At 67.5% G+C, this 17,813-nt stretch carries 22 protein-coding genes and 1 tRNA gene; 4 read left to right on the top strand and 19 right to left on the bottom strand.

Translation table 11 applies throughout. The annotated features are described in order from the left end of the window. Positions 1-31 precede the first annotated feature (31 nt). The 3 genes from K3A84_RS12405 to K3A84_RS12395 all read right to left on the bottom strand — a co-directional run bounded on the left by K3A84_RS12405 (position 32) and on the right by K3A84_RS12395 (position 2,305). Entirely contained in the window at positions 32-268 is a 237-nt protein-coding gene (locus tag K3A84_RS12405) for a DUF2312 domain-containing protein (RefSeq protein ID WP_225009663.1), read from the bottom strand. Between the two features lie 91 nt (positions 269-359). Further along, positions 360-1,058, bottom strand: a complete 699-nt coding sequence (locus tag K3A84_RS12400; RefSeq protein ID WP_225009662.1) for an RlmE family RNA methyltransferase — start codon at positions 1,056-1,058, stop codon at positions 360-362. After that, positions 1,055-2,305 (bottom strand): Ppx/GppA phosphatase family protein, encoded by a 1,251-nt coding sequence (locus tag K3A84_RS12395; protein WP_225009661.1) that lies wholly within the window; start codon positions 2,303-2,305, stop codon positions 1,055-1,057. The genes K3A84_RS12400 and K3A84_RS12395 overlap by 4 nt, the downstream gene beginning before the upstream one ends. Positions 2,306-2,513: 208 nt before the next feature. Between K3A84_RS12395 and K3A84_RS12390 the strand changes: the two genes are divergently transcribed. Then, positions 2,514-2,587 (top strand) — tRNA-Gln (locus tag K3A84_RS12390). A gap of 57 nt (positions 2,588-2,644) precedes the next feature. Here K3A84_RS12390 and K3A84_RS12385 read toward each other — a convergent pair. The 9 genes from K3A84_RS12385 to K3A84_RS12345 form a co-directional block, all read right to left on the bottom strand. Continuing rightward, positions 2,645-3,472, bottom strand: a complete 828-nt coding sequence (locus K3A84_RS12385) for a hypothetical protein (protein ID WP_225009660.1) — start codon at positions 3,470-3,472, stop codon at positions 2,645-2,647. 45 nt (positions 3,473-3,517) lie between these two features. Further along, positions 3,518-4,270, bottom strand: a complete 753-nt coding sequence (gene arsH, locus K3A84_RS12380) for an arsenical resistance protein ArsH (RefSeq protein ID WP_225009659.1) — start codon at positions 4,268-4,270, stop codon at positions 3,518-3,520. Next, complete coding sequence (gene arsC, locus K3A84_RS12375; protein ID WP_225009658.1) at positions 4,267-4,704, bottom strand: arsenate reductase (glutaredoxin); 438 nt, start codon at positions 4,702-4,704, stop codon at positions 4,267-4,269. Before arsC ends, arsH begins: the two co-directional genes overlap by 4 nt. Next, a complete protein-coding gene (locus K3A84_RS12370) occupies positions 4,685-5,365 on the bottom strand; it encodes an aquaporin (protein ID WP_225009657.1) in 681 nt (226 codons plus the stop codon). The genes arsC and K3A84_RS12370 overlap by 20 nt, the downstream gene beginning before the upstream one ends. Then, the gene (locus tag K3A84_RS12365) at positions 5,362-5,853 is read right to left on the bottom strand and encodes an arsenate reductase ArsC (protein WP_225009656.1); all 492 of its coding nucleotides are present in this window, start codon (positions 5,851-5,853) and stop codon (positions 5,362-5,364) included. Before K3A84_RS12365 ends, K3A84_RS12370 begins: the two co-directional genes overlap by 4 nt. A 27-nt stretch (positions 5,854-5,880) precedes the next feature. After that, positions 5,881-6,240, bottom strand: coding sequence for an ArsR/SmtB family transcription factor (locus tag K3A84_RS12360; protein ID WP_225009655.1), 360 nt, complete (start codon positions 6,238-6,240; stop codon positions 5,881-5,883). Positions 6,241-6,302: 62 nt separating this feature from the next. Beyond that, positions 6,303-7,616 (bottom strand): chromate efflux transporter, encoded by a 1,314-nt coding sequence (chrA, locus tag K3A84_RS12355; protein WP_225009654.1) that lies wholly within the window; start codon positions 7,614-7,616, stop codon positions 6,303-6,305. Positions 7,617-7,812: 196 nt separating this feature from the next. Further along, a complete protein-coding gene (locus K3A84_RS12350) occupies positions 7,813-9,060 on the bottom strand; it encodes a calcium-binding protein (protein WP_225009653.1) in 1,248 nt (415 codons plus the stop codon). A 146-nt stretch (positions 9,061-9,206) separates the two neighbouring features. Continuing rightward, positions 9,207-9,488, bottom strand: coding sequence for a hypothetical protein (locus K3A84_RS12345; RefSeq protein ID WP_225009652.1), 282 nt, complete (start codon positions 9,486-9,488; stop codon positions 9,207-9,209). 245 nt (positions 9,489-9,733) lie between these two features. Between K3A84_RS12345 and K3A84_RS12340 the strand changes: the two genes are divergently transcribed. Next, positions 9,734-10,615 carry an LOG family protein gene (locus tag K3A84_RS12340; RefSeq protein ID WP_225009651.1) on the top strand — a complete coding sequence of 294 codons (882 nt, stop codon included), beginning with the start codon at positions 9,734-9,736 and terminating at the stop codon, positions 10,613-10,615. Positions 10,616-10,627: 12 nt separating this feature from the next. Here the strand turns inward: K3A84_RS12340 and K3A84_RS12335 are convergent, their stop codons facing one another. The 4 genes from K3A84_RS12335 to glmM form a co-directional block, all read right to left on the bottom strand. After that, positions 10,628-10,945, bottom strand: a complete 318-nt coding sequence (locus K3A84_RS12335; protein ID WP_225009650.1) for a hypothetical protein — start codon at positions 10,943-10,945, stop codon at positions 10,628-10,630. 168 nt (positions 10,946-11,113) lie between these two features. Continuing rightward, positions 11,114-11,860 (bottom strand): bifunctional hydroxymethylpyrimidine kinase/phosphomethylpyrimidine kinase, encoded by a 747-nt coding sequence (thiD, locus tag K3A84_RS12330; protein WP_225009649.1) that lies wholly within the window; start codon positions 11,858-11,860, stop codon positions 11,114-11,116. Beyond that, on the bottom strand, positions 11,857-12,087 hold the full coding sequence (locus K3A84_RS12325; RefSeq protein WP_225009648.1) for a DUF1272 domain-containing protein: 231 nt from the start codon (positions 12,085-12,087) through the stop codon (positions 11,857-11,859). Before K3A84_RS12325 ends, thiD begins: the two co-directional genes overlap by 4 nt. 64 nt (positions 12,088-12,151) lie before the next feature. Next, positions 12,152-13,492 (bottom strand): phosphoglucosamine mutase, encoded by a 1,341-nt coding sequence (gene glmM / locus K3A84_RS12320; RefSeq protein WP_225009647.1) that lies wholly within the window; start codon positions 13,490-13,492, stop codon positions 12,152-12,154. Positions 13,493-13,606: 114 nt separating this feature from the next. Between glmM and K3A84_RS12315 the strand changes: the two genes are divergently transcribed. Both K3A84_RS12315 and K3A84_RS12310 read left to right on the top strand, forming a co-directional pair. Further along, positions 13,607-14,908, top strand: coding sequence for a dicarboxylate/amino acid:cation symporter (locus K3A84_RS12315; protein ID WP_225009646.1), 1,302 nt, complete (start codon positions 13,607-13,609; stop codon positions 14,906-14,908). A gap of 158 nt (positions 14,909-15,066) precedes the next feature. Beyond that, the gene (locus K3A84_RS12310; protein WP_225009645.1) at positions 15,067-15,681 is read left to right on the top strand and encodes a superoxide dismutase; all 615 of its coding nucleotides are present in this window, start codon (positions 15,067-15,069) and stop codon (positions 15,679-15,681) included. Between the two features lie 6 nt (positions 15,682-15,687). Here K3A84_RS12310 and K3A84_RS12305 read toward each other — a convergent pair whose 3' ends face one another. The 3 genes from K3A84_RS12305 to K3A84_RS12295 form a co-directional block, all read right to left on the bottom strand. Continuing rightward, positions 15,688-16,857 (bottom strand): AI-2E family transporter, encoded by a 1,170-nt coding sequence (locus K3A84_RS12305; RefSeq protein WP_225009644.1) that lies wholly within the window; start codon positions 16,855-16,857, stop codon positions 15,688-15,690. A 122-nt stretch (positions 16,858-16,979) separates the two neighbouring features. Continuing rightward, positions 16,980-17,627, bottom strand: coding sequence for a sigma-70 family RNA polymerase sigma factor (locus K3A84_RS12300; protein ID WP_225009643.1), 648 nt, complete (start codon positions 17,625-17,627; stop codon positions 16,980-16,982). Then, positions 17,620-17,781 carry a NepR family anti-sigma factor gene (locus tag K3A84_RS12295; RefSeq protein ID WP_225009642.1) on the bottom strand — a complete coding sequence of 54 codons (162 nt, stop codon included), beginning with the start codon at positions 17,779-17,781 and terminating at the stop codon, positions 17,620-17,622. The genes K3A84_RS12300 and K3A84_RS12295 overlap by 8 nt, the downstream gene beginning before the upstream one ends. Positions 17,782-17,813 lie beyond the last annotated feature (32 nt).

The following is a 17,813-nucleotide window of genomic DNA, read 5'->3' as shown; positions in this document are numbered from 1 at the left end:
GGGCTCTGGGTTGCCCCTCGCACCAGCGCGCTCAGTCGATGCCGAGCGCGTTCTTGTAGGTTTCCAGCACGGCTTCCATCTCGCGACGGTCGTCGGGCTTCATCTTCCGCAGGCGGACGATCTGGCGCATGATCTTGGCGTCATAGCCGGTGGCCTTGGCCTCGCCGTAGACGTCCTTGATGTCGTCGCCGATGCCCTTCTTTTCTTCTTCCAGGCGCTCGATGCGCTCGATCAGGAGGCGCAGGCGGTCGTCGGCGGATTCGGCCATCGGGGATACTCCGGGAAAGGCTGGAAACGAAAGGAAGCGGGGCCTTTAGGGCCAGCGATGCGATTCGCGCAAAACCCCGCCTGTGGAAATGTCAGGCCGGCGCGTCGGTATCTGTCGGTTCAGGTTCGGCCCGGCCCTTGAAGCCTTGCGCGATCACGTACCATTCGGACGAATCCTTGCGGCTGGAAGGCGGCTTGGCGTGCTTCACCGTGCGGAAGTTCTTCTTCAGGATCTGCAGCAGGTCGCCATCGGTGCCGCCGGCAAAGACCTTGGCCACGAAGGCGCCACCGGGCGCGAGCGTGGTGATGGCGAAGTCCACCGCCGTTTCGACGAGGCCCATCGTGCGCAAGTGGTCGGTCTGCTTGTGGCCCACGGTATTGGCGGCCATGTCCGACAGCACGAGGTCGGGCGCGCCATCCAGCGCGCCTTCGAGCGCGGCGGGGGCTTCATCGGCCATGAAGTCCATCTCGAAGATGGTGACGCCCTCGATCGGGTCGGTCGGCAGCAGGTCGATGCCCACCACCGCGGCCTGCGGCGCCTTCTTGCGCACCACCTGGCTCCAGCCGCCGGGCGCGATGCCGAGGTCGACCACCCGCTTTGCGCCTTTGAGCAGGGCGAACTTCTCGTCCAGCTCGATCAGCTTGAACGCGGCGCGGCTGCGCCAGCCTTCGGCCTTGGCCTGCTTGACGTAAGGGTCGTTCAACTGGCGCGAGAGCCAGCGCACCGAGGATTGCGTGCGGCCCTTGCCCGTCTTCAAGCGTTCGCGCGGATCGCGCCCGGATCGGCTCACGCCGCGGTTCCTTTCTTCAGGGTGCGCAGCGCGTCGCGGCTGCGTTCGGCGTCGCTGCCCGCTGCCATCAGGCTGCGCAGGATGCCTTCGCGGATGCCCCGGTCGGCGATGCCCAGTCGGTCGGCCGGCCAGATGTCGAAGATCGATTCGAGGATTGCGCAGCCCGCCACGACCAGGTCGGAGCGTTCGCGTCCGATGCAGGGCACGGCGATGCGCTCGGCATAGGACATCATGGCAAGGCCCCGGCTGATCGCGCGCATCGAATCGGTCGGCACGATCAGCCCGTCCACTGCCCGCCGGTCATATTGCGGCAGGCCCAGATGCAGGCTGGCAAGCGTGGTCACCGTGCCGCTGGTGCCCAGCAGCCGGATCGCGCCACGCGCCACGGCGCGCGCGCGTGCTTCGGCGATGCGTTCGGAAAAGGGGGCGAAGCCTTCGTCCACGCGGCGGCGCATCTCGGCATAGGCGGCGGCGCGCGCTTGCGTGCTGTCGGCCACCGGGCCCACGCCTTCGGTCAGCGAGACCACGCCCCAGGGCACCGATTGCCAATCGAGGATGCGCGGCACGGTATCGGCGGTATCGACCAGCACGACTTCGGTCGATCCGCCGCCAATGTCGAAGATCATCGCCGGGCCATCCCCGCGTTCCAGCAGGATGTGGCAGCCCAGCACGGCAAGGCGGGCTTCTTCCTGCGCGGTGATGATATTCAGCCGGATGCCGGTTTCGGCATGGACGCGTTCGATGAAGTCGGCGCCGTTGGTCGCACGGCGGCACGCCTCGGTCGCGACCGAGCGGGCGAGGTGGACGTTGCGCTTCTTCAGCTTTTCCGCGCAGATGTGCAGCGCGCCCAGTGCCCGGTCCATCGCCGCGTCGGACAGGCGGCCCGATTGCGCGAGGCCTTCGCCCAGCCGCACTACGCGGCTGAACGCGTCGATCACCACGAAATGCTCGCCCGACGGCCGCGCGATCAGCAAACGGCAGTTGTTGGTGCCGAGGTCGATCGCGGCATAGGCCTGGCGGTGGAAAGGTGCGGGCTTGGTCCAGGTGCTTGCGCGCGCGGGCAGCGCGGAGGGCGCAGGTTCGGCCCCGGCTTGCGGGCGCGGGGAGCCCTTGGTTGCACCGGCCTTGGGCGGGGAGGGCACGCCCCCCTTAGAGGCCGCAGCCTGCCGCAGGCCGGGCGCCTTGCCCCGTTTCCTGCCGCTGCGTTGCCCCCGCCGCTTTTTCGCCGGCGGATCGAAGTCCGCCATCTTGATCGTATCGCTTTATGTTTTCCCGCGCGGGAACCGCCGCCGGGTACTTGAACGTCATGGTAGCGATGCGGCGGGCGCGGCACAAGGTATGGCTCGGGCTATCGCTCTGGGCATGGCCAGGGGCATGGCCGGGGACCGCCCGTCGCGATCGCGATTTCACCCGCTTGACAGCATCCGGAGCGCCGTCTAGTTGCGCGCCTCGCGTTGCCCCGTCGTCTAATGGTAAGACACCGGATTCTGATTCCGTTTATCGAGGTTCGAATCCTCGCGGGGCATCCACCTTCCTGAAAATCGACGGAATATGGCGTTCTGGTGCTTGTGCGCCCGTGGCAGGCTTCACGTGTCCGCCCCTTCCTCGAACAGCGCCTGCAGCCAGACCACGCCGCGCACGATCTCGCCCACCTGGGGAGCGGGGCCGGGCCAGATCTCGCTGGTGATGGTCACTTCAAGGTCGATTTCGAAGTCCCCTTGCGTGGAAATCGCGACCGCGATCGTCAGCACGTGCAGCTTGCGGCCCATCAGCACGGGGCCGGGGCGCACCGCCTTCACCGGGCCGTTGATTTCGTGCACTGGCGCGCCATTGGCGTCGCGGGCGATCAGGGCGCGCAGCTCGTTGGTGCGGATCTCCAGCTGGCCATCGCGCGCGAAGGTGTCCGCGAATGCAGCCAGCAGGCCGGCCCCCGCATGTTCGCGCGTGATGACGATCGGGTCGAGCGGCGCGCGCTCCAGCGAAAGTGCCCAGCCGTGCAGCCGCGCGGCGACGCCGGTGCCGGGCGCCAGGCCCATTGCGCCGCCCAGGCACTGCGTGTCGAACAGGCGTACCGCCACGCCGGCGATGGTGCCGCCATAGACGCGCAAGGCTTCGGAACCGGGATCGGTGAAGACCGTGTCGATCGCCACGAGGTGGCGCGTGCCCGACAGCGCAAAGGGCCACGCGCAGAGGAACTCGTTCGCGGCGCTGTCACGTCCGGGGGCGATGTACGATACGATGCCCCGGTCGCTGTCCGGGTTGCCGTCGCCCGGCCAGGCGATCAGCCAGCCATCGTCCTCGGTGCGGCGGACGACATGGCCCTGCTGCACGAAGGTGGGCAGCAGGGCTTCGAAGTGGTTGCCGCACAGCGGGAACAGCGCGGAGCCATAGGCGAAATCGGGCGAATCGGTCATGCGGCCTTGTCGGGCATCAGCACGACAGTTTCGGTCGCGAGGCCGTCAGGCCGACCCAAGGATCTCCGCCGCCGCATGAACCGGGCGGTCCTGATCGACCCGTTCGGAGTAGCGGTCCACCAGCTGGTCTGCGTGGGGGCGCATCAGCACGGTGAAGCGCACCAGTTCTTCCACTACGTCGACGATGCGGTCGTAATAGCTCGACGGCTTCATGCGGCCGGCTTCGTCGAACTCCTCGTAAGCCTTGGCGACGCTCGACTGGTTGGGGATGGTGAACATCCGCATCCAGCGCCCCAGCACGCGCAAGGAATTGACCGAGTTGAACGATTGCGACCCGGCGCTGACCTGCATCACCGCCAGCGTGCGGCCCTGCGTGGGGCGCAGGCCCTTGTAGGCCAGCGGCAGGTGATCGATCTGCGTCTTCATGATGCCGGTGATCTGGCCGTGGCGTTCGGGGCTGCACCAGACCTGGCCTTCGGACCAGAGCGAGTGTTCGCGCAATTCGTGGACGGCGGGATGATCATCGCCCGCGAACTGATCGGGCAGGGGCAGGTCGAAGGGATCGAAGATGCGCGTCTCGCAGCCGAAGTGCTGGAGCAGGCGCGCGGCCTCTTCCACCGCGAGCCGCGAGTAGGAGCGTTCGCGCAAGGAACCGTAGAGCAGCAGGATGCGCGGGGGCGGATCGAGCGGGCCAAGCCCGATCGCGGGGCTGGCGTGGACATAGGCGGGCTTGAGCGCGGGCAGGTGGGCAGGGTCTGCCAGCGGGCGCAGACGGGCGTGCTGGACGGTATCAGTCATGCCACGCGGTTTCCGGCGGCGTCGATCACCTGTTCGCCGTCTTCCTTGGCGAAGGCCGCGCGCTGGGCGGCGGGGAGAAGGTCGAGCACTTCCTCGGACGGGCGGCACAGCTTCACCCCCAGCGGCGAGACCACCAGCGGGCGGTTGATCAGGATCGGGTGCGCCATCATCGCGTCGATCAGCGCGGCATCGCTGAGGGATTCATCGCCAAGGCCAAGCTCGCCATAAGGCGTGCCCTTTTCGCGCAGCAGGGCGCGTGGGGGTATCCCGGCGCGCGCGATCAGGCTTTCTAGCAGTGCGCGGGAAGGCGGGGTCTTGAGGTATTCGACCACGTGCGGTTCGATCCCGGCGTTGCGGATCATGGCCAGCGCATTGCGCGAGGTGCCGCATTCGGGGTTGTGATAGATCACGATATCAGGCGTCACGGACGGCATCCTTGGCAAGATCGGCTTCGGGGAACAGCAGGTGCGCGGTGCCGAGCGCGAGCAGCGCGCCGACGAGCTGGCAGGCGATGAAGGCGGGCGCATCGACAGGCGCGATCCCGGCAAAGGTGTTCGACAGGCTGCGCGCCAGCGTGATCGCGGGGTTGGCGAAGCTGGTCGAGGAGGTGAACCAGTAGGCCGAGGTGATGTAGAGCGCGACCGCCGTCGGCACCGCCTGCGGGCGATGGCGCAGTGTACCGAGGATCGTCAGCAGCAGCCCGAAGGTCGCCACGACCTCGCCCGTCCACTGGCCGGGGCCGGTGCGGACCTTGGTTGAAAGCTCCAGCACGTCCAGCCCGAACATGGCGTGCGCGGTCCACACGCCCAGAATGCCGCCCGCCACTTGCGCGATGACGTGGCCGAGCGCCTGCCGGGAATCGAGCACGCCGAGCAGGCGGAACACGAGCGTCACCGCCGGATTGAAGTGCGCGCCCGAAATGGGGCCGAGCATGGTGATCAGGACATAGAGCATCGCCCCGGTGGCGATGGTGTTGCCTAGCAGGGCAACCGCGACGTTGCCGCCTGCGAGGCTGTCGCCCATCACGCCCGAACCGATCACCGTGGCGAACAGCAGGAAGCTGCCGACCGCTTCGGCGGCGATCGCGCGCCTCATGCCGCGCCCTCCATCTGGCCGATCTGGCTCAGCGCATCGAGCAGCCGGGCCTTGTCCATCGTTTCGAACGGCAGGGTCAGCAGCGCGCGCACGCGGGCTTCGAGCGCGGTCCAGGTCGCCTCGAACGCGGCGTCGACCTCGGCCTCGCTGCCTTCGACGTCGGCGGGATCGGGCAGGCCCCAGTGCGCCTTGACCGGCGCGCCCATGAACACCGGGCAGGCCTCGCCCGCCGCGTTGCCGCAAACGGTGATGGCCACGTCGATGCGCGGAGCCTCTGGGGTGGTGAACTCGTTCCAGCTCTTGGAGCGGAAGACGGACGTGTCGATGCCGCGCCGCGCCAGCAGCCGCAGCGCGCCGGGATGGGGCACGCCCTTGGGCTTGCTGCCCGCGCTGAACGCGGTGACGCGGCCCTGCCCCAGATGGTTGAGAATGGCCTCGCCCAGAATGGAGCGCGCCGAATTGCCGGTGCACAGGATCAGGATGTTCATGGTTCCCCCCACGGAAATCTCGGCGCGTCAGGCGGCGCCGCGCGCCTCTTCATCCGTTGCGCAGCACGCCGCGGCCTCGATCCCGCAGTCCGCGCCGCCGCAGCAGTTGTCGGTCAGATAGCCCATCAGCGCGTTCATCGCGGTAAAGTCGGCGGTGTAGATGATCGAGCGGCTCTGGCGGCGCTGCGTCACCAGCCCGGCGTTGGCGAGTTGCGCCAGATGAAAGCTCATCGACGAAGGTGGCACGCCGATGCGCGCGGCGAGGTCGCCCGCCGCCATGCCTTGCGCGCCTTCCTGCACCAGCAGGCGGAACACCGCGAGGCGATGCTCCTGCGCCAGCGCGCCCAGCGCGCGCACCACGTTGTCCGGGTTCGTCATCGATTCCATATTTCGATAAATACTGAAATATGGACGCGCGCGTCAACCCGCCAATGCAGGCCAAGCCCGTTTCAGCCCGGCAGGGCGCCCAGCGCGAGGCCCAGCAGCGCCGTTGCCCCCAGCGTGCGGATCACGCTCCAGCGGGCGCGAAACAGCAGCAGCGCGGCGAGCATGGCCAGCCCCAGTGTCTTCAGGTCGAGGCTTTGCGCCACTGGCACCATCACCTGCGCCGGGCCGATCGCCACCGTGCGCACTTGCGCGAACAGCACGTGCAGCGCGAACCACAGGCTGAGGTTCGCGATCACGCCCACGATCGCGGCGGTGATCGTCGCCAGCGCCGCGCGCAGTCGCTGCGCGTGTTCCAGCCGCTCGATCCACGGGGCGAGCGCGAAGATCCACAGGAAGCACGGGGTGAACGTCACCCACGTCGTCAGGGCGGCGCCCAGCAGCCCGGCGACGATCGGCGTGAACGGGGCGGGTGCGCGCAGCGCGGCGAGGTAGCCGACGAACTGCGTGACCATGATCAGCGGCCCCGGCGTGGTTTCGGCAAGGCCCAGCCCGTCGGCCATTTCGCCCGTGCTCAGCCAGCCGAAGCTCTGCACCGCCTGCTGTCCCATGTAGGCCAGCACGGCATAGGCTCCGCCGAAGGTGACGACCGCCAGCTTGGAAAAGAACAGCCCCACCTGCCACAGCACATGGTGTGGCCCCAGCGTCGCGTAGACCAGCGTCAGCGGCAAGCCCCACGCGACGCCGCCGATGGCGATGGCGGCAAGGCTCGCCCCCCACGGGCGGGGGCCATGCGCCTTTTCGGGCGAGACCGCACCCAGTCCCAGCCACGCCGGGCGCAGCTTCCACGCCAGCGCGCCTGTGAGCCCTGCCGTCAGCACCACCAGCGGAAAGGGCAGGGCGAACACCGCCAGCGCCACGAAGGCGGCAAGCGCCACCACGCGCTTGAACTGCGTCTGCAACGCGCGCCCGGCAATGCGCAGCAGCGCCTGCACCACGATTCCCAGCACCGCCGCCTTGATCCCGAGGAACAGCGCGATGACCCAGCCGAGTTGCGCTGCGAGGCCATAGAGGATCGACAGGGCAAGGATCACCAGCGCGCCGGGGATCACGAACAGCAGCCCCGCCGCGAACCCGCCCTTCACCCCGTGCAGCTTCCAGCCGATCCAGATGGCAAGCTGCTGCGCTTCGGGCCCCGGCAGCAGGTGGCAGAAGTTGAGGGCGTGGAGATACTGCTCCTCGCTGATCCAGCCGCGCTGTTCCACGATCTCGCGGTGCATCAGCGCGATCTGGCCGACCGGGCCGCCAAAGCTGAGGCACCCGATCCGCGCCGACACGCGCACCAGTTCGGAAAAGGAAGGATATTGCTGCTGCGTCACGTCAAAGCCCCACGCCCTTCGGCTCGCACGGATGCGAGCGTCGAGGCAACGCTTGGGCGAAGGACGGGCCTGACGCCTGACCGGGAGGTTGCATTGCCCCGGATGGCGTGGGCTAACCGCCCGCGCGCCATCGGGTCAATGCAAAAAGGGCAGGCGCCGGGCCCGCCCTTTTCCTTGTCGCGTCCTGTGCCGCGCCTTACAGCACGAAGTCGGCTTCGACCGGCATCAGCCCCTTGCCATCGAGACGGATGGCGAAGTCAGCCACGCCGTCGCCGTTGGTGTCGCCCTGGACCAGCACCGCGCCGCGGCTGGCGTCGATGCGCAGTTCGCCCGCGGTGTGGCTGAACGCGGCGGTGCCGACGAAGGCGAAGCCCTGGTCGCCATCGACCAGCGTGTTGGCGTCGACGCCCGACAGGTCGATCAGGTCACCCTGCGCGTGGCTGAAGTCGACGATGCGGTCGGCGGTCTTCGCGGTCAGCCCGGCGAAGTCGCCATCGACGAACACGAAGTGATCCGCGCCGAGGCCACCGCTCAGGCGATCGGCACCCGCGCCGCCATCCAGATCGTCGTCGCCCGCGCCGCCCTTGAGCGTGTCGGTGCCGAGGCCGCCCGCAAGGTCGTCTGCGCCCGCCCCGCCATCGAGGCTGTCGTTGCCGTCGTCGCCCGACAGCGTGTCGCTGCCGTCGCCGCCGCTGACCTTGTCGTTGCCCGCGCCGCCGCTGACGTGGTCGTCGCCGATGCCGCCGTTGACGTTGTCGTTGCCGTCATCGCCATTGAGCGTGTCGTTGCCGGCATCGCCCGTGATCTTGTCGTTGCCGAGGCCGCCGTTTTCAACGTCGTCGCCGTTGCCGCCGGCAAGCTTGTCGGCGCCATCATCGCCGTAGAGCTGGTCGGCATCGTCGCCGCCGTTGACCTTGTCGGCGCCATTGCCACCGTGCAGCGCGTCGAAGCCGACGCCGCCGTTCAGCGTGTCGTTGCCATCGCCGCCCAGCAGGTCGTCGTCACCCGCATCGCCGTCCAGCCGGTCGTCGCCCTGCCCGCCATCGAGGTGGTCGTCGCCGAAGCCGCCGTGGACGTTGTCCTTGCCGAACCCGCCGGTGACGTGGTCGTTGTCGTTGCCGTCGTTGTCGAGATCGTTCTTGCCGCCGTGCTGCTGGCCGTGGCCGCCATCGCCGCCGGTCAGCGGGGTGCCGTCGAGCGCGGTGAAGCTGGTGGCCGGTTCGCCATAGAGCGAGGCGTCATCGGCCAGGTCGGCGGTCTGGTGGAACACCTCGACCTTGACGAAATCCTGGAAGGTGGAGCGGATCGTCACGTCGCTGGTCAGCGCATCGAACGCGATGGTCTGGTTGAGGCGCAGGGGCTTCAGCTCGAACGAGTTGTCATCGTCCTGCTCGAACCATTGCACGGTGTCGCCGCTGACCAGAAATTTGAAGATATCCGACATTGCAGTCCTCCCTGCGTGAAGTTCCCTCGCTGTGGTTCAGGCGCATTAACAGCATATGACAGGCGCCGTTTGTTTTTACGCAGTGCCCCGGGAGCGCGGCCGTGGAAGGCCGCCCGGAAATCCCGGACGGCCAGTGCACGTTTCGCTTATCCTTCGCTGTCGTTGCGATGGTGGGCGGAGTGTTCGTTGGCGTGTTCCCATGCGTTTTCGATGCCGTGGTTGTCGGGCCAACCCTTCTTGGGGCCGACGTGATCGGGCAGGTCGCTGGCCGGACGACCACGGTTTTCCGCGTATTTCACGGGTTGGCTCTTGTGCGGCAGGCTCATTCCCGAGCGCGTGACGCCGGCGTGCGCCGGGGTCGCGAGGGCAAGGGTGGGGACGAGGGTGGCGAGTGCGATCGAAGTGCTCAGCAGCGTGTTCTTGGACATCGAGATCCTCCGTTTTTGTCTGTCTCGATTTCCCCTCCGGAAGTTGAAAAGTGTTGTTAGGACCGGGTTAGGGAACATCCTTAAAAACGTGCTAACATCGGGGTTCCGCCGGTAAGGACTTGTTATCTTTCCGTCGTTTCGCACATGCGGCAGAGCGTTAATGCAGTGCAGCACGCGCGACGAATTGTATCCGGTGTGGAGGAAAGGATTGCGTCCGCGACCGCGCGCGGCGACAGATTGCGCGCATGACAGACGACCAAAATCCCCGCGATCTGACCGATCACCGCTTCTACAAGGCCGAGCAGGAAGCCGGCTTCATCGAATCGCAGCCGCGCACCACGCCGCAACAGCAGAGCCCGTCCTACAGCCTCGCGTTTCGCGACACCGACTTCCTGCTGCGCGAGGAATTGCGCCCGGTGCGCTTCCAGCTCGAACTGCTGAAGCCCGAAATGCTGCTCGATGAGGCCGACATCGGCTCGACGCTGGTGATCTATGGCTCGGCCCGGATTCCCGCGCCCGACATGGTCGATGCCGCGCTCGCCACCGCCACCACGCCCGAAAAGAAGGCGGTGATCGAACGGCTGGTGGCCAAGGCCAAGTATTACGAGGAAGCACGCAAGCTTGCCTTCATCGCCTCGCGCTGCGCGGTCGTGGAGGAAGGGCGGCGGCAATTCGTGATCTGTTCGGGCGGCGGCCCGTCGATCATGGAAGCGGCCAACCGGGGCGCGGCCGATGCGGGCGCCGAATCGATCGGGCTCAACATCGTGCTGCCGCACGAACAGGCGCCCAACCCTTACGTCACGCCCCACCTTTCGTTCCAGTTCCACTACTTCGCGCTGCGCAAGATGCACTTCCTGCTGCGCGCCCGCGCGGTGGCGGTGTTCCCCGGCGGATTCGGCACGTTCGACGAGTTCTTCGAGCTGATCACGCTGATCCAGACCGGCAAGATGAAGCCGATCCCGATCCTGCTGTTCGGTGCGGATTACTGGAACAAGGTCGTCAACTTCCGCGCCATCGCCGAGGAAGGGGTGATCAATTTCGAGGATCTCGACCTGTTCCACATGGTCGAGAATGCCGAGGAAGCCTGGGACCGCGTGGTCCGCTTCTATGGTCTCGACGGCGACTGAAGGTCGGCATCCTCAGCAGAGACGCCGATCAGAACCCGGGGTGGGAGCCTCGTCCTCCAGCGCGTCGAGATCGGTCAGCAGGTCGAGAAACGGCACTTCGGGCCGGAGTTGGAAGGTCTTGCGCAGCATCGCGCCAAGGACAGCCGTGCGTTCGCCGAGCTGGTCCTTGCGCGTGGCGGCAGGCACGTCGACGATCGCCAATTCGCAGCGGGCCAGCCGTTCCAGATCGTCGAGATAGCCCTGTACGACCTGGATATCGTGCGGGTCGGACAGGCCGTCGGTGACGCGGCGCAATCGGTCGGCGGCTGTCATCAGGCGGGAGTGGGGCATGGGCGCCTCCGTCGTTCGCATCACCTCGAATTGATCGATCCCGCGAGCCAAGACGTCGCGCCCGGAGTGGCCGGGCGGACGTTCGGTGCGGACCGAATCGGATATATTATCGTAAAGATAGCCGTTCGGTTCTATAAGTAAGGCCCCGTAACAGCTAAGAATTTCGTGTTACCGTACCGCCTGGTGCCCCAGCGGCCCGTGGCCCTTGCCGAAGCCGGGGGCGGCCAGCAAGGCGGCGCGCACGAACTCGCGCGCGTCTTCCACCGCTTCGTCGATCGGCAGGCCCATGCCCAGCAGCGTGGCGATTGCGCTCGACAGCGTGCAGCCGGTGCCGTGGGTGTGGCGCGTGGCGATGCGCGGCGCGGTCCAGCAGCGCTCGGCTTCGCCCGGCATGACCAGCCGGTCGATGACCTCCGCACCATCGGCGTCCCCGCCCTTGGCGAGATAGGCGATGCCGCGCCGGGCCATCGCCGCATCGCCGCCCAGCGCGGCCAGTTCGGGCACGTTGGGCGTGGTCAGCGTGGCCAGCGCCATCAGCCGCTCGAACGCGGCGATCGTGGCTGCATCGGCCAGCGCCGCGCCGCTGGTGGCGATCATGACGGGATCGAACACGATCGGCACGCCAAGGCCTGCCAGCCGCTCGGCCACCACTTCGGCGATGTCGGGCGAACCCAGCATCCCGATCTTGACCGCATCCACCCCGATATCGCCCACGCAGGCATCGATCTGCGCGGCGACCATCGCAGCGCTGGAGGCCGCGACCATCGATACGCCGGTGGTGTCCTGCGCGGTCAGCGCGCAGATCGCGGTCATGGCATAGCCGCCCAGCATCGTGATGGTCTTGATGTCGGCCTGGATTCCCGCGCCGCCCGAACTGTCCGACCCCGCGATCGACAGGATGCGCGGCGGCGTCATGGCGCGTCCTTGAAGCGGCGCTCGGTCGAAGGCGGATGCTTGGCATGGAGCGCCTTGGCGCGGGTGGGGCGGTCCATCAGCTCGCCGCCGCAATTGGGGCAGCGATCATCGAGATCGTCGGCGCATTCGGCGCAGAAGGTGCATTCGAACGAGCAGATGAACGCGCCCGGCGCCTCGGCCGGGAGCAGGGTTCCGCAACGTTCGCAATCGGGCCGCATTTCCAGCATTTCGGGTCCCCTTTGGTGCGCCTCGGACGCCTCCAGGTATCGTTCAGGTCGCTTTAGGTGTCGTTCAGGACGCGGCCTTGCGCACCGCGTTGCAGATGCGATCGACCACCTCTTCCACTTCGTCGGCATCGTCGCCTTCGGCCATGACGCGGATCACCGGCTCGGTGCCAGAAGGGCGGATCACCAGCCGGCCGCGCCCGGAAAGCTGGGCCTCCGCCTCGGCGATGACCTGTTGGACGGTCTCGTTTTCCAGCGGCTTGCCGCCTGCAAAGCGCACGTTCTTGAGCAGCTGCGGGACGGCATCGAACAAGTGCAGCGTCTCGCTCGCCGGCTGGCCCGAGGCGACCAGCGCGGCCAGCACCTGCAGCGCCGCCACGGTGCCGTCGCCGGTCGTGCCGTGGTCGGTCAGGATCATGTGGCCCGACTGCTCGCCACCCACGTTGAAGCCGCCTTCACGCATCTTTTCAAGCACGTGGCGGTCACCGACGGCGGTGCGGACCAGCTCCAGTCCCTTGGACTTGAGGTAGCGTTCGAGGCCGAGGTTCGACATCACCGTCGCCACCACGCCGCCGCCGCGCAGCTGTCCCGCAGCGGCAAGGCGGGTGCCGATCAGCGCCATGATCTGGTCGCCATCGACGGTCTGGCCCTTTTCATCGACCACGATCAGCCGGTCGGCATCGCCATCCAATGCAATGCCGATGTCGGCGCGCACTTCGCGCACCTTGGCCTTGATCGCGTCGAGGTGGGTCGAGCCGACGCCGGCGTTGATGTTCTTGCCGTTGGGTTCGACGCCGATGGCGATCACTTCGGCGCCCAGCTCCCACAGCGCCGACGGCGCGACGTGGTAGGCCGCGCCATGCGCGCAATCGACGACGATGCGCAGGCCATCCAATCGGACATTGTGCGGCAGGCTGCCCTTGACCGCGTGAATGTAGCGCCCGCGCGCGTCCTCGATGCGGCGGGCGCGACCGACGTCCTCGCTCTGGGCCAGCGGCAGGTCCTGTTCGAGCATCGCCTCGATCGCCAGTTCGTCCTCGTCCGACAGCTTGAAGCCATCGGGGCCGAACAGCTTGATGCCGTTGTCCTCGAACGGGTTGTGGCTGGCCGAGATCATCACGCCGACGTCGGCGCGCATCTCGCGCGTGAGCATCGCCACCGCAGGCGTGGGCATGGGGCCCAGCAGCACCACGTCCATGCCGACGCTGGTGAATCCGGCCGTCATCGCGTTTTCGAGCATGTAGCCCGACAGGCGCGTGTCCTTGCCAATCACCACGCGGTGGCGGTGGGCGCCACGCAGGAAGTAGGTGCCGGCGGCCTGGCCGACCTTCATCGCCGTTGCCGCCGTCATCACGCCTGCGTTGGTGCGTCCGCGAATGCCGTCGGTGCCGAAGAACTTGCGTCCCATCGCAATCAGAATCCCGTCTTGCCGCCGCCCTTGTTGGCGCGCGGGCGTTGCTATGTCGCGGGCCATAGCTAATGTCACCTCAAGATGCGTTTACCTTTGGCTGAAAAGTCGTCCATGTCCCCATCCCTCGCGCTACCGCCGATTGCGCAGGTATCGGCGCTGTGGACGTTCGCGGCGCTGGCTGCCGGGTTGCTCGGCGGTCTTGCCCTGGCTTTCGCGGCGCCCAACGCGCTGCCCGCCGTGCTGGCCGTGGCCGAGCCGGTGGGGGACCTGTGGTTGCGCGCGTTGCAGGCGACGATCGTGCCGCTGGTGGCGGCGCTGCTGTTCACCGGCGTGGTCCAGACCGTTGCCACCGCCAGTGCCGGCGCGCTCGCCCGGCGCAGCCTGGGCCTGTTCCTGCTGGTGCTGGGCTTCAGCGCGGCGATGTCGCTGACGGTGACGCCGCTGCTGCTCGACCTGCTGCCCATTCCGGGCGCGGCGGGCGAGGCGCTGCGCGGCAGCCTGGGCGGCGCGGCGGCGTCTGGCCCGGTGCCGGGCATGGCCGATTACCTGAAGTCGATCGTGCCGACCAACGTGTTCGATGCGGTGGCCAACGACCGCATGTTGCCGATGATCCTGTTCGTGTCGGTGTTCGCCATGGCCAGCACCCGGCTGGCGGCGCACCAGCGCGACCTGCTGGCGACGTTCTTTGCTGCCGTCGCCTCGGCCATGCTGGTGGTGATCGGCTGGGTGCTGGCGGCGGCGCCCGTCGGCGTGCTGGCGCTGAGCCTGACGGTGTCGGCCAAGACCGGCGCGGCGGCGATCGGCGCGCTGGCGCATTACGTGCTGGTGGTGGTGCTGACCGGGTCGGTGGTGTGGCTGGCGGGCTATCCGCTGGCGGCGCTGCTGGCGCGCAAGCCGTTGGGCGCCTTTGCCCGCGCGATGGTGCCGGTGCAGGTCTTTGCGCTTTCGACGCAGTCCTCGCTCGCCTCTCTGCCCGCGATGCTGGGCGCCTGTCGCAAGCTGGGGGTGCGCGATTCGACCTCGGAGTTCGTCATGCCGCTGGCGGTCGCGCTGTTCCGCGCCACCAGCCCGGCGATGAACCTTGCCGTCGTTGTCTATGTCGCGCACTGGTACGGGGTGGAATTGAGCGCGGGCATGATCGTTTCGGGCTGGATCATGGCGGTGCTGGTGTCGCTCAGCTCGGTCAGCCTGCCTGGCACGATCAGCTATGTCGCCTCGGTGGGCCCGATCGCCATCGCCATGGGGGTGCCGGTGGGGCCGCTGGCGCTGCTCGTCGCAGTGGAAGTGCTGCCCGACCTGATGCGCACGCTGGGCAACGTGACGATGGACGTGGCGGTGACCGCCGCGGTCGATCGGGGCATGCCCGAAAGTGCGCATGCCATCGGCACCGGGGACGACGAAGCGGGCGATTGATGCGGCGGTCCGTGCCGCACTGCAATAATCGCTATTTCCTTTGATCCCTATTCAAAAAACTTGCTGGACCGCTGCGGTGCAGCGCTTAGGCGCTGGCGGCAACCGATGCCCGACAAGGGCGTTGGTCCGCCAAGCACTGACCAATGAATGGAGCTGACATGGCCATTACCCTGCTGCCGCTGCCCTATGCCGACACCGCGCTTGAACCCGTCGTGTCCGCGACCACCCTGCAGACCCACCATGGCAAGCACCACAACGCCTATGTCGTGAAGACCAACGCTGCGATCGAAGGCACCGACCTTGCCGATGCAAGCCTCGAAGCGATCGTCGACGCCGCCGTGGCCAAGGGCGACAACGGTCTGTTCAACAACGCCGCGCAGACGTGGAACCACGGTTTCTACTGGCACAGCCTGACTGCCGAGGCGTCCGCCCCCGAAGGCGACCTGGCTGCCGCGATCGACGCCTCGTTCGGCTCGCTCGATGCGCTGAAGGCCGAACTCGCCGCGCAAGGGACGGCGCACTTCGCTTCGGGCTGGGTGTGGCTGGTGGCCAAGGACGGCAAGCTGTCGGTCGAACAGACCCACGACGCAGCCAGCTACGCCGACCTGTCGGGCAACCCGCTGCTGGTAATCGACCTGTGGGAACACGCCTACTACGTCGACTACAAGAACCTGCGCCCGGACTATCTGAAGCAGGTTATCGACGGCCGCCTGAACTGGGCCTTCGCCGCCGAGAACCTTTCGCGCGGCACGCTCTGGACCTATCCGGCCTGAGCCTGATTACGGTGTCGGCGCTTCCGTTGCGGAAGCGTCGGCATCGCTCGATACCGCCACCGGCGGATCGAACAGCGGCTCGCCGAACAGGAAGCCCACGATGTTGGGCCGGCCGAGGTGTTCGACGAAGGCCGAGAGCGTGAGCAGGATCGGCACCGACAGCAGTGCGCCGAGCACACCCCAGATCCACGAGAAATAGCTGATCGCGATCAGGATCGAGACCGGGTTGAGCGTGAAGCGCGCGCCGAGGATCGAGGGCGTGACGACGTTCGATTCGACCGCGTGCAGCCCCAGAAACAGCAGCATCGGCACCAGCCCCATCGCGACCGTGCTGGCGGTGCCGAGGCCGACCAGCGCCAGCAGCCCCATTAGCACCAGCGGTCCCAGATAGGGCAGGAAATTGAGTACGAAGGCAAGGCCGCCCCACATGATCGGCGCGGCAAGGCCCCAGCCCCATGCGCCCGCCGCCACGATCACGCCGACCGCGAAATTGATCTGCGCGACGGTGAGGATATAGCTCGCCACGCGGTCCTGCACCGCGCGCATGACCCGCGCGATGCGGACCGACGCGCCGAAGTTGTGCCGATCGAGCAGCAGGCGCCGCTTCATGCGGATGCGCGATTCGATCATGAAGAACGTCATCAGGAACGTCAGCAGCGTTTCCAGCACCACGCTGGGCGTGGCGAAAGCGACCTGTTCGATCACCGAGGGGCTTGCGAGCACGACTTCGCGCGCGGAGCGGCCCGAAAGCCGCGCGAGCTGGCGGTTGATGTCCGAGATCCACGACAGGTTGCCGCGCACTTCGGCAAAACGCTGGCTGACCTGCCGCACCAGCGAGGGCACCTGATCGACCATCACGAAGGCCGGTTGCAGGATCAGCGACAGCGCCATCACGATCACCGCGATCATCGCCAGGATGGCAAGGAACGAGGCGAGCATGTTGGGCAGGCCGAGCCGCACGAGCCGGTCGGCCATCGGCGACAGCACGATGGTGAAGATCATCGCCGTCACCGGCGGCAGGAACACCACCGAGCCGATCGACAGCACGAAAGGCAGGGCAAGGAACAGGCCGATGCCCAGCACCAGCAGGATCGCCGATTGCAGGCGCGCGCGCGCATCGACCGGACCTGTCGGGGCGACGGTGCTGGGCAGGGACGGGGTGTCTTCAGGATCCACGCTGGGTCAAGGCTTTCAGGTGGGCAGGTTCGCCACCTGTGCACCTGCAAGGCGGGGCGAAGCAAGGCCTTCGAAAGTCGGAAGATGGCCGAGCGCCCGCAAGGGCAGGCCCGGCGCGGCGATCAGGATCCGGCCTGCACCGTATCGTCAAGCTCGCCCATGATTGCATCGTGGGCGATCGCATCGCCCGTGCTGCGGCGGGGGATGTGTCCGCCCTCGATCATGGCCGTCAGCGTGGCGCGCGCGCGGCCGACGCGGCTCTTGATGGTGCCGACGGCGCACTGGCAGATCTGCGCGGCCTCTTCATAACTGAAGCCGCCAGCGCCGACGAGCAGCAGCGCCTCGCGCCGTTCGGGGGGCAGCGTGAGCAGCGCGCGGTGCATGTCGGACAGGTGCAGCGGGCCTTCCTGCCCGGCGGGGGCGACGAGGATGCGTTCGGCCACGGTCTCGTCGTAGTCCGCGCGGAAGCGGTTGCGGCGCATGTCGGTGAGATAGGCGTTGCGCAGGATGACGAAGGTCCACGCGCGCATCGAGGTGCCCGGCTCGAACCGGTCCTGCGCGGCCCAGGCCTTGAGCAGCGTTTCCTGCACGAGATCGTCGGCAAGATCGGGCCTGCCGCAAAGGCCGCGGGCAAAGGCGCGCAGGTGAGGAATGACGCCGGTCAGCTCGCGCTTGAACTCGGGCCCTGCGTTGCGCGGGCGGCTCGCGGCGGCGGTGGGCTCGTCGTGCGCTGCGCCGTCGCGCGGTGTGCCGGAATGCGCATCAGTCATGCGGGGGATTGTCCAGTTGATCGAGCAGTTGGGCAAAGCTGTCCGGCAGTGGTTCCTCGACCACCGAATCGTACAGTCGCCTCAGGCCCGTCGCCCATTCGGGAGACCTGGCCTTGCCGCCGGTCCGCGCTCGTGCGCCCGTCGTCGTCTTCATCGGCTTCTTCTCGTTTGACATTCGGTCCGGCA

The sequence above is a fragment of the Novosphingobium percolationis genome, assembly GCF_020179425.1.
GTDB classification, from domain to species: domain Bacteria; phylum Pseudomonadota; class Alphaproteobacteria; order Sphingomonadales; family Sphingomonadaceae; genus Novosphingobium; species Novosphingobium percolationis.
This window is presented reverse-complemented; position numbering and strand designations above follow the sequence as displayed.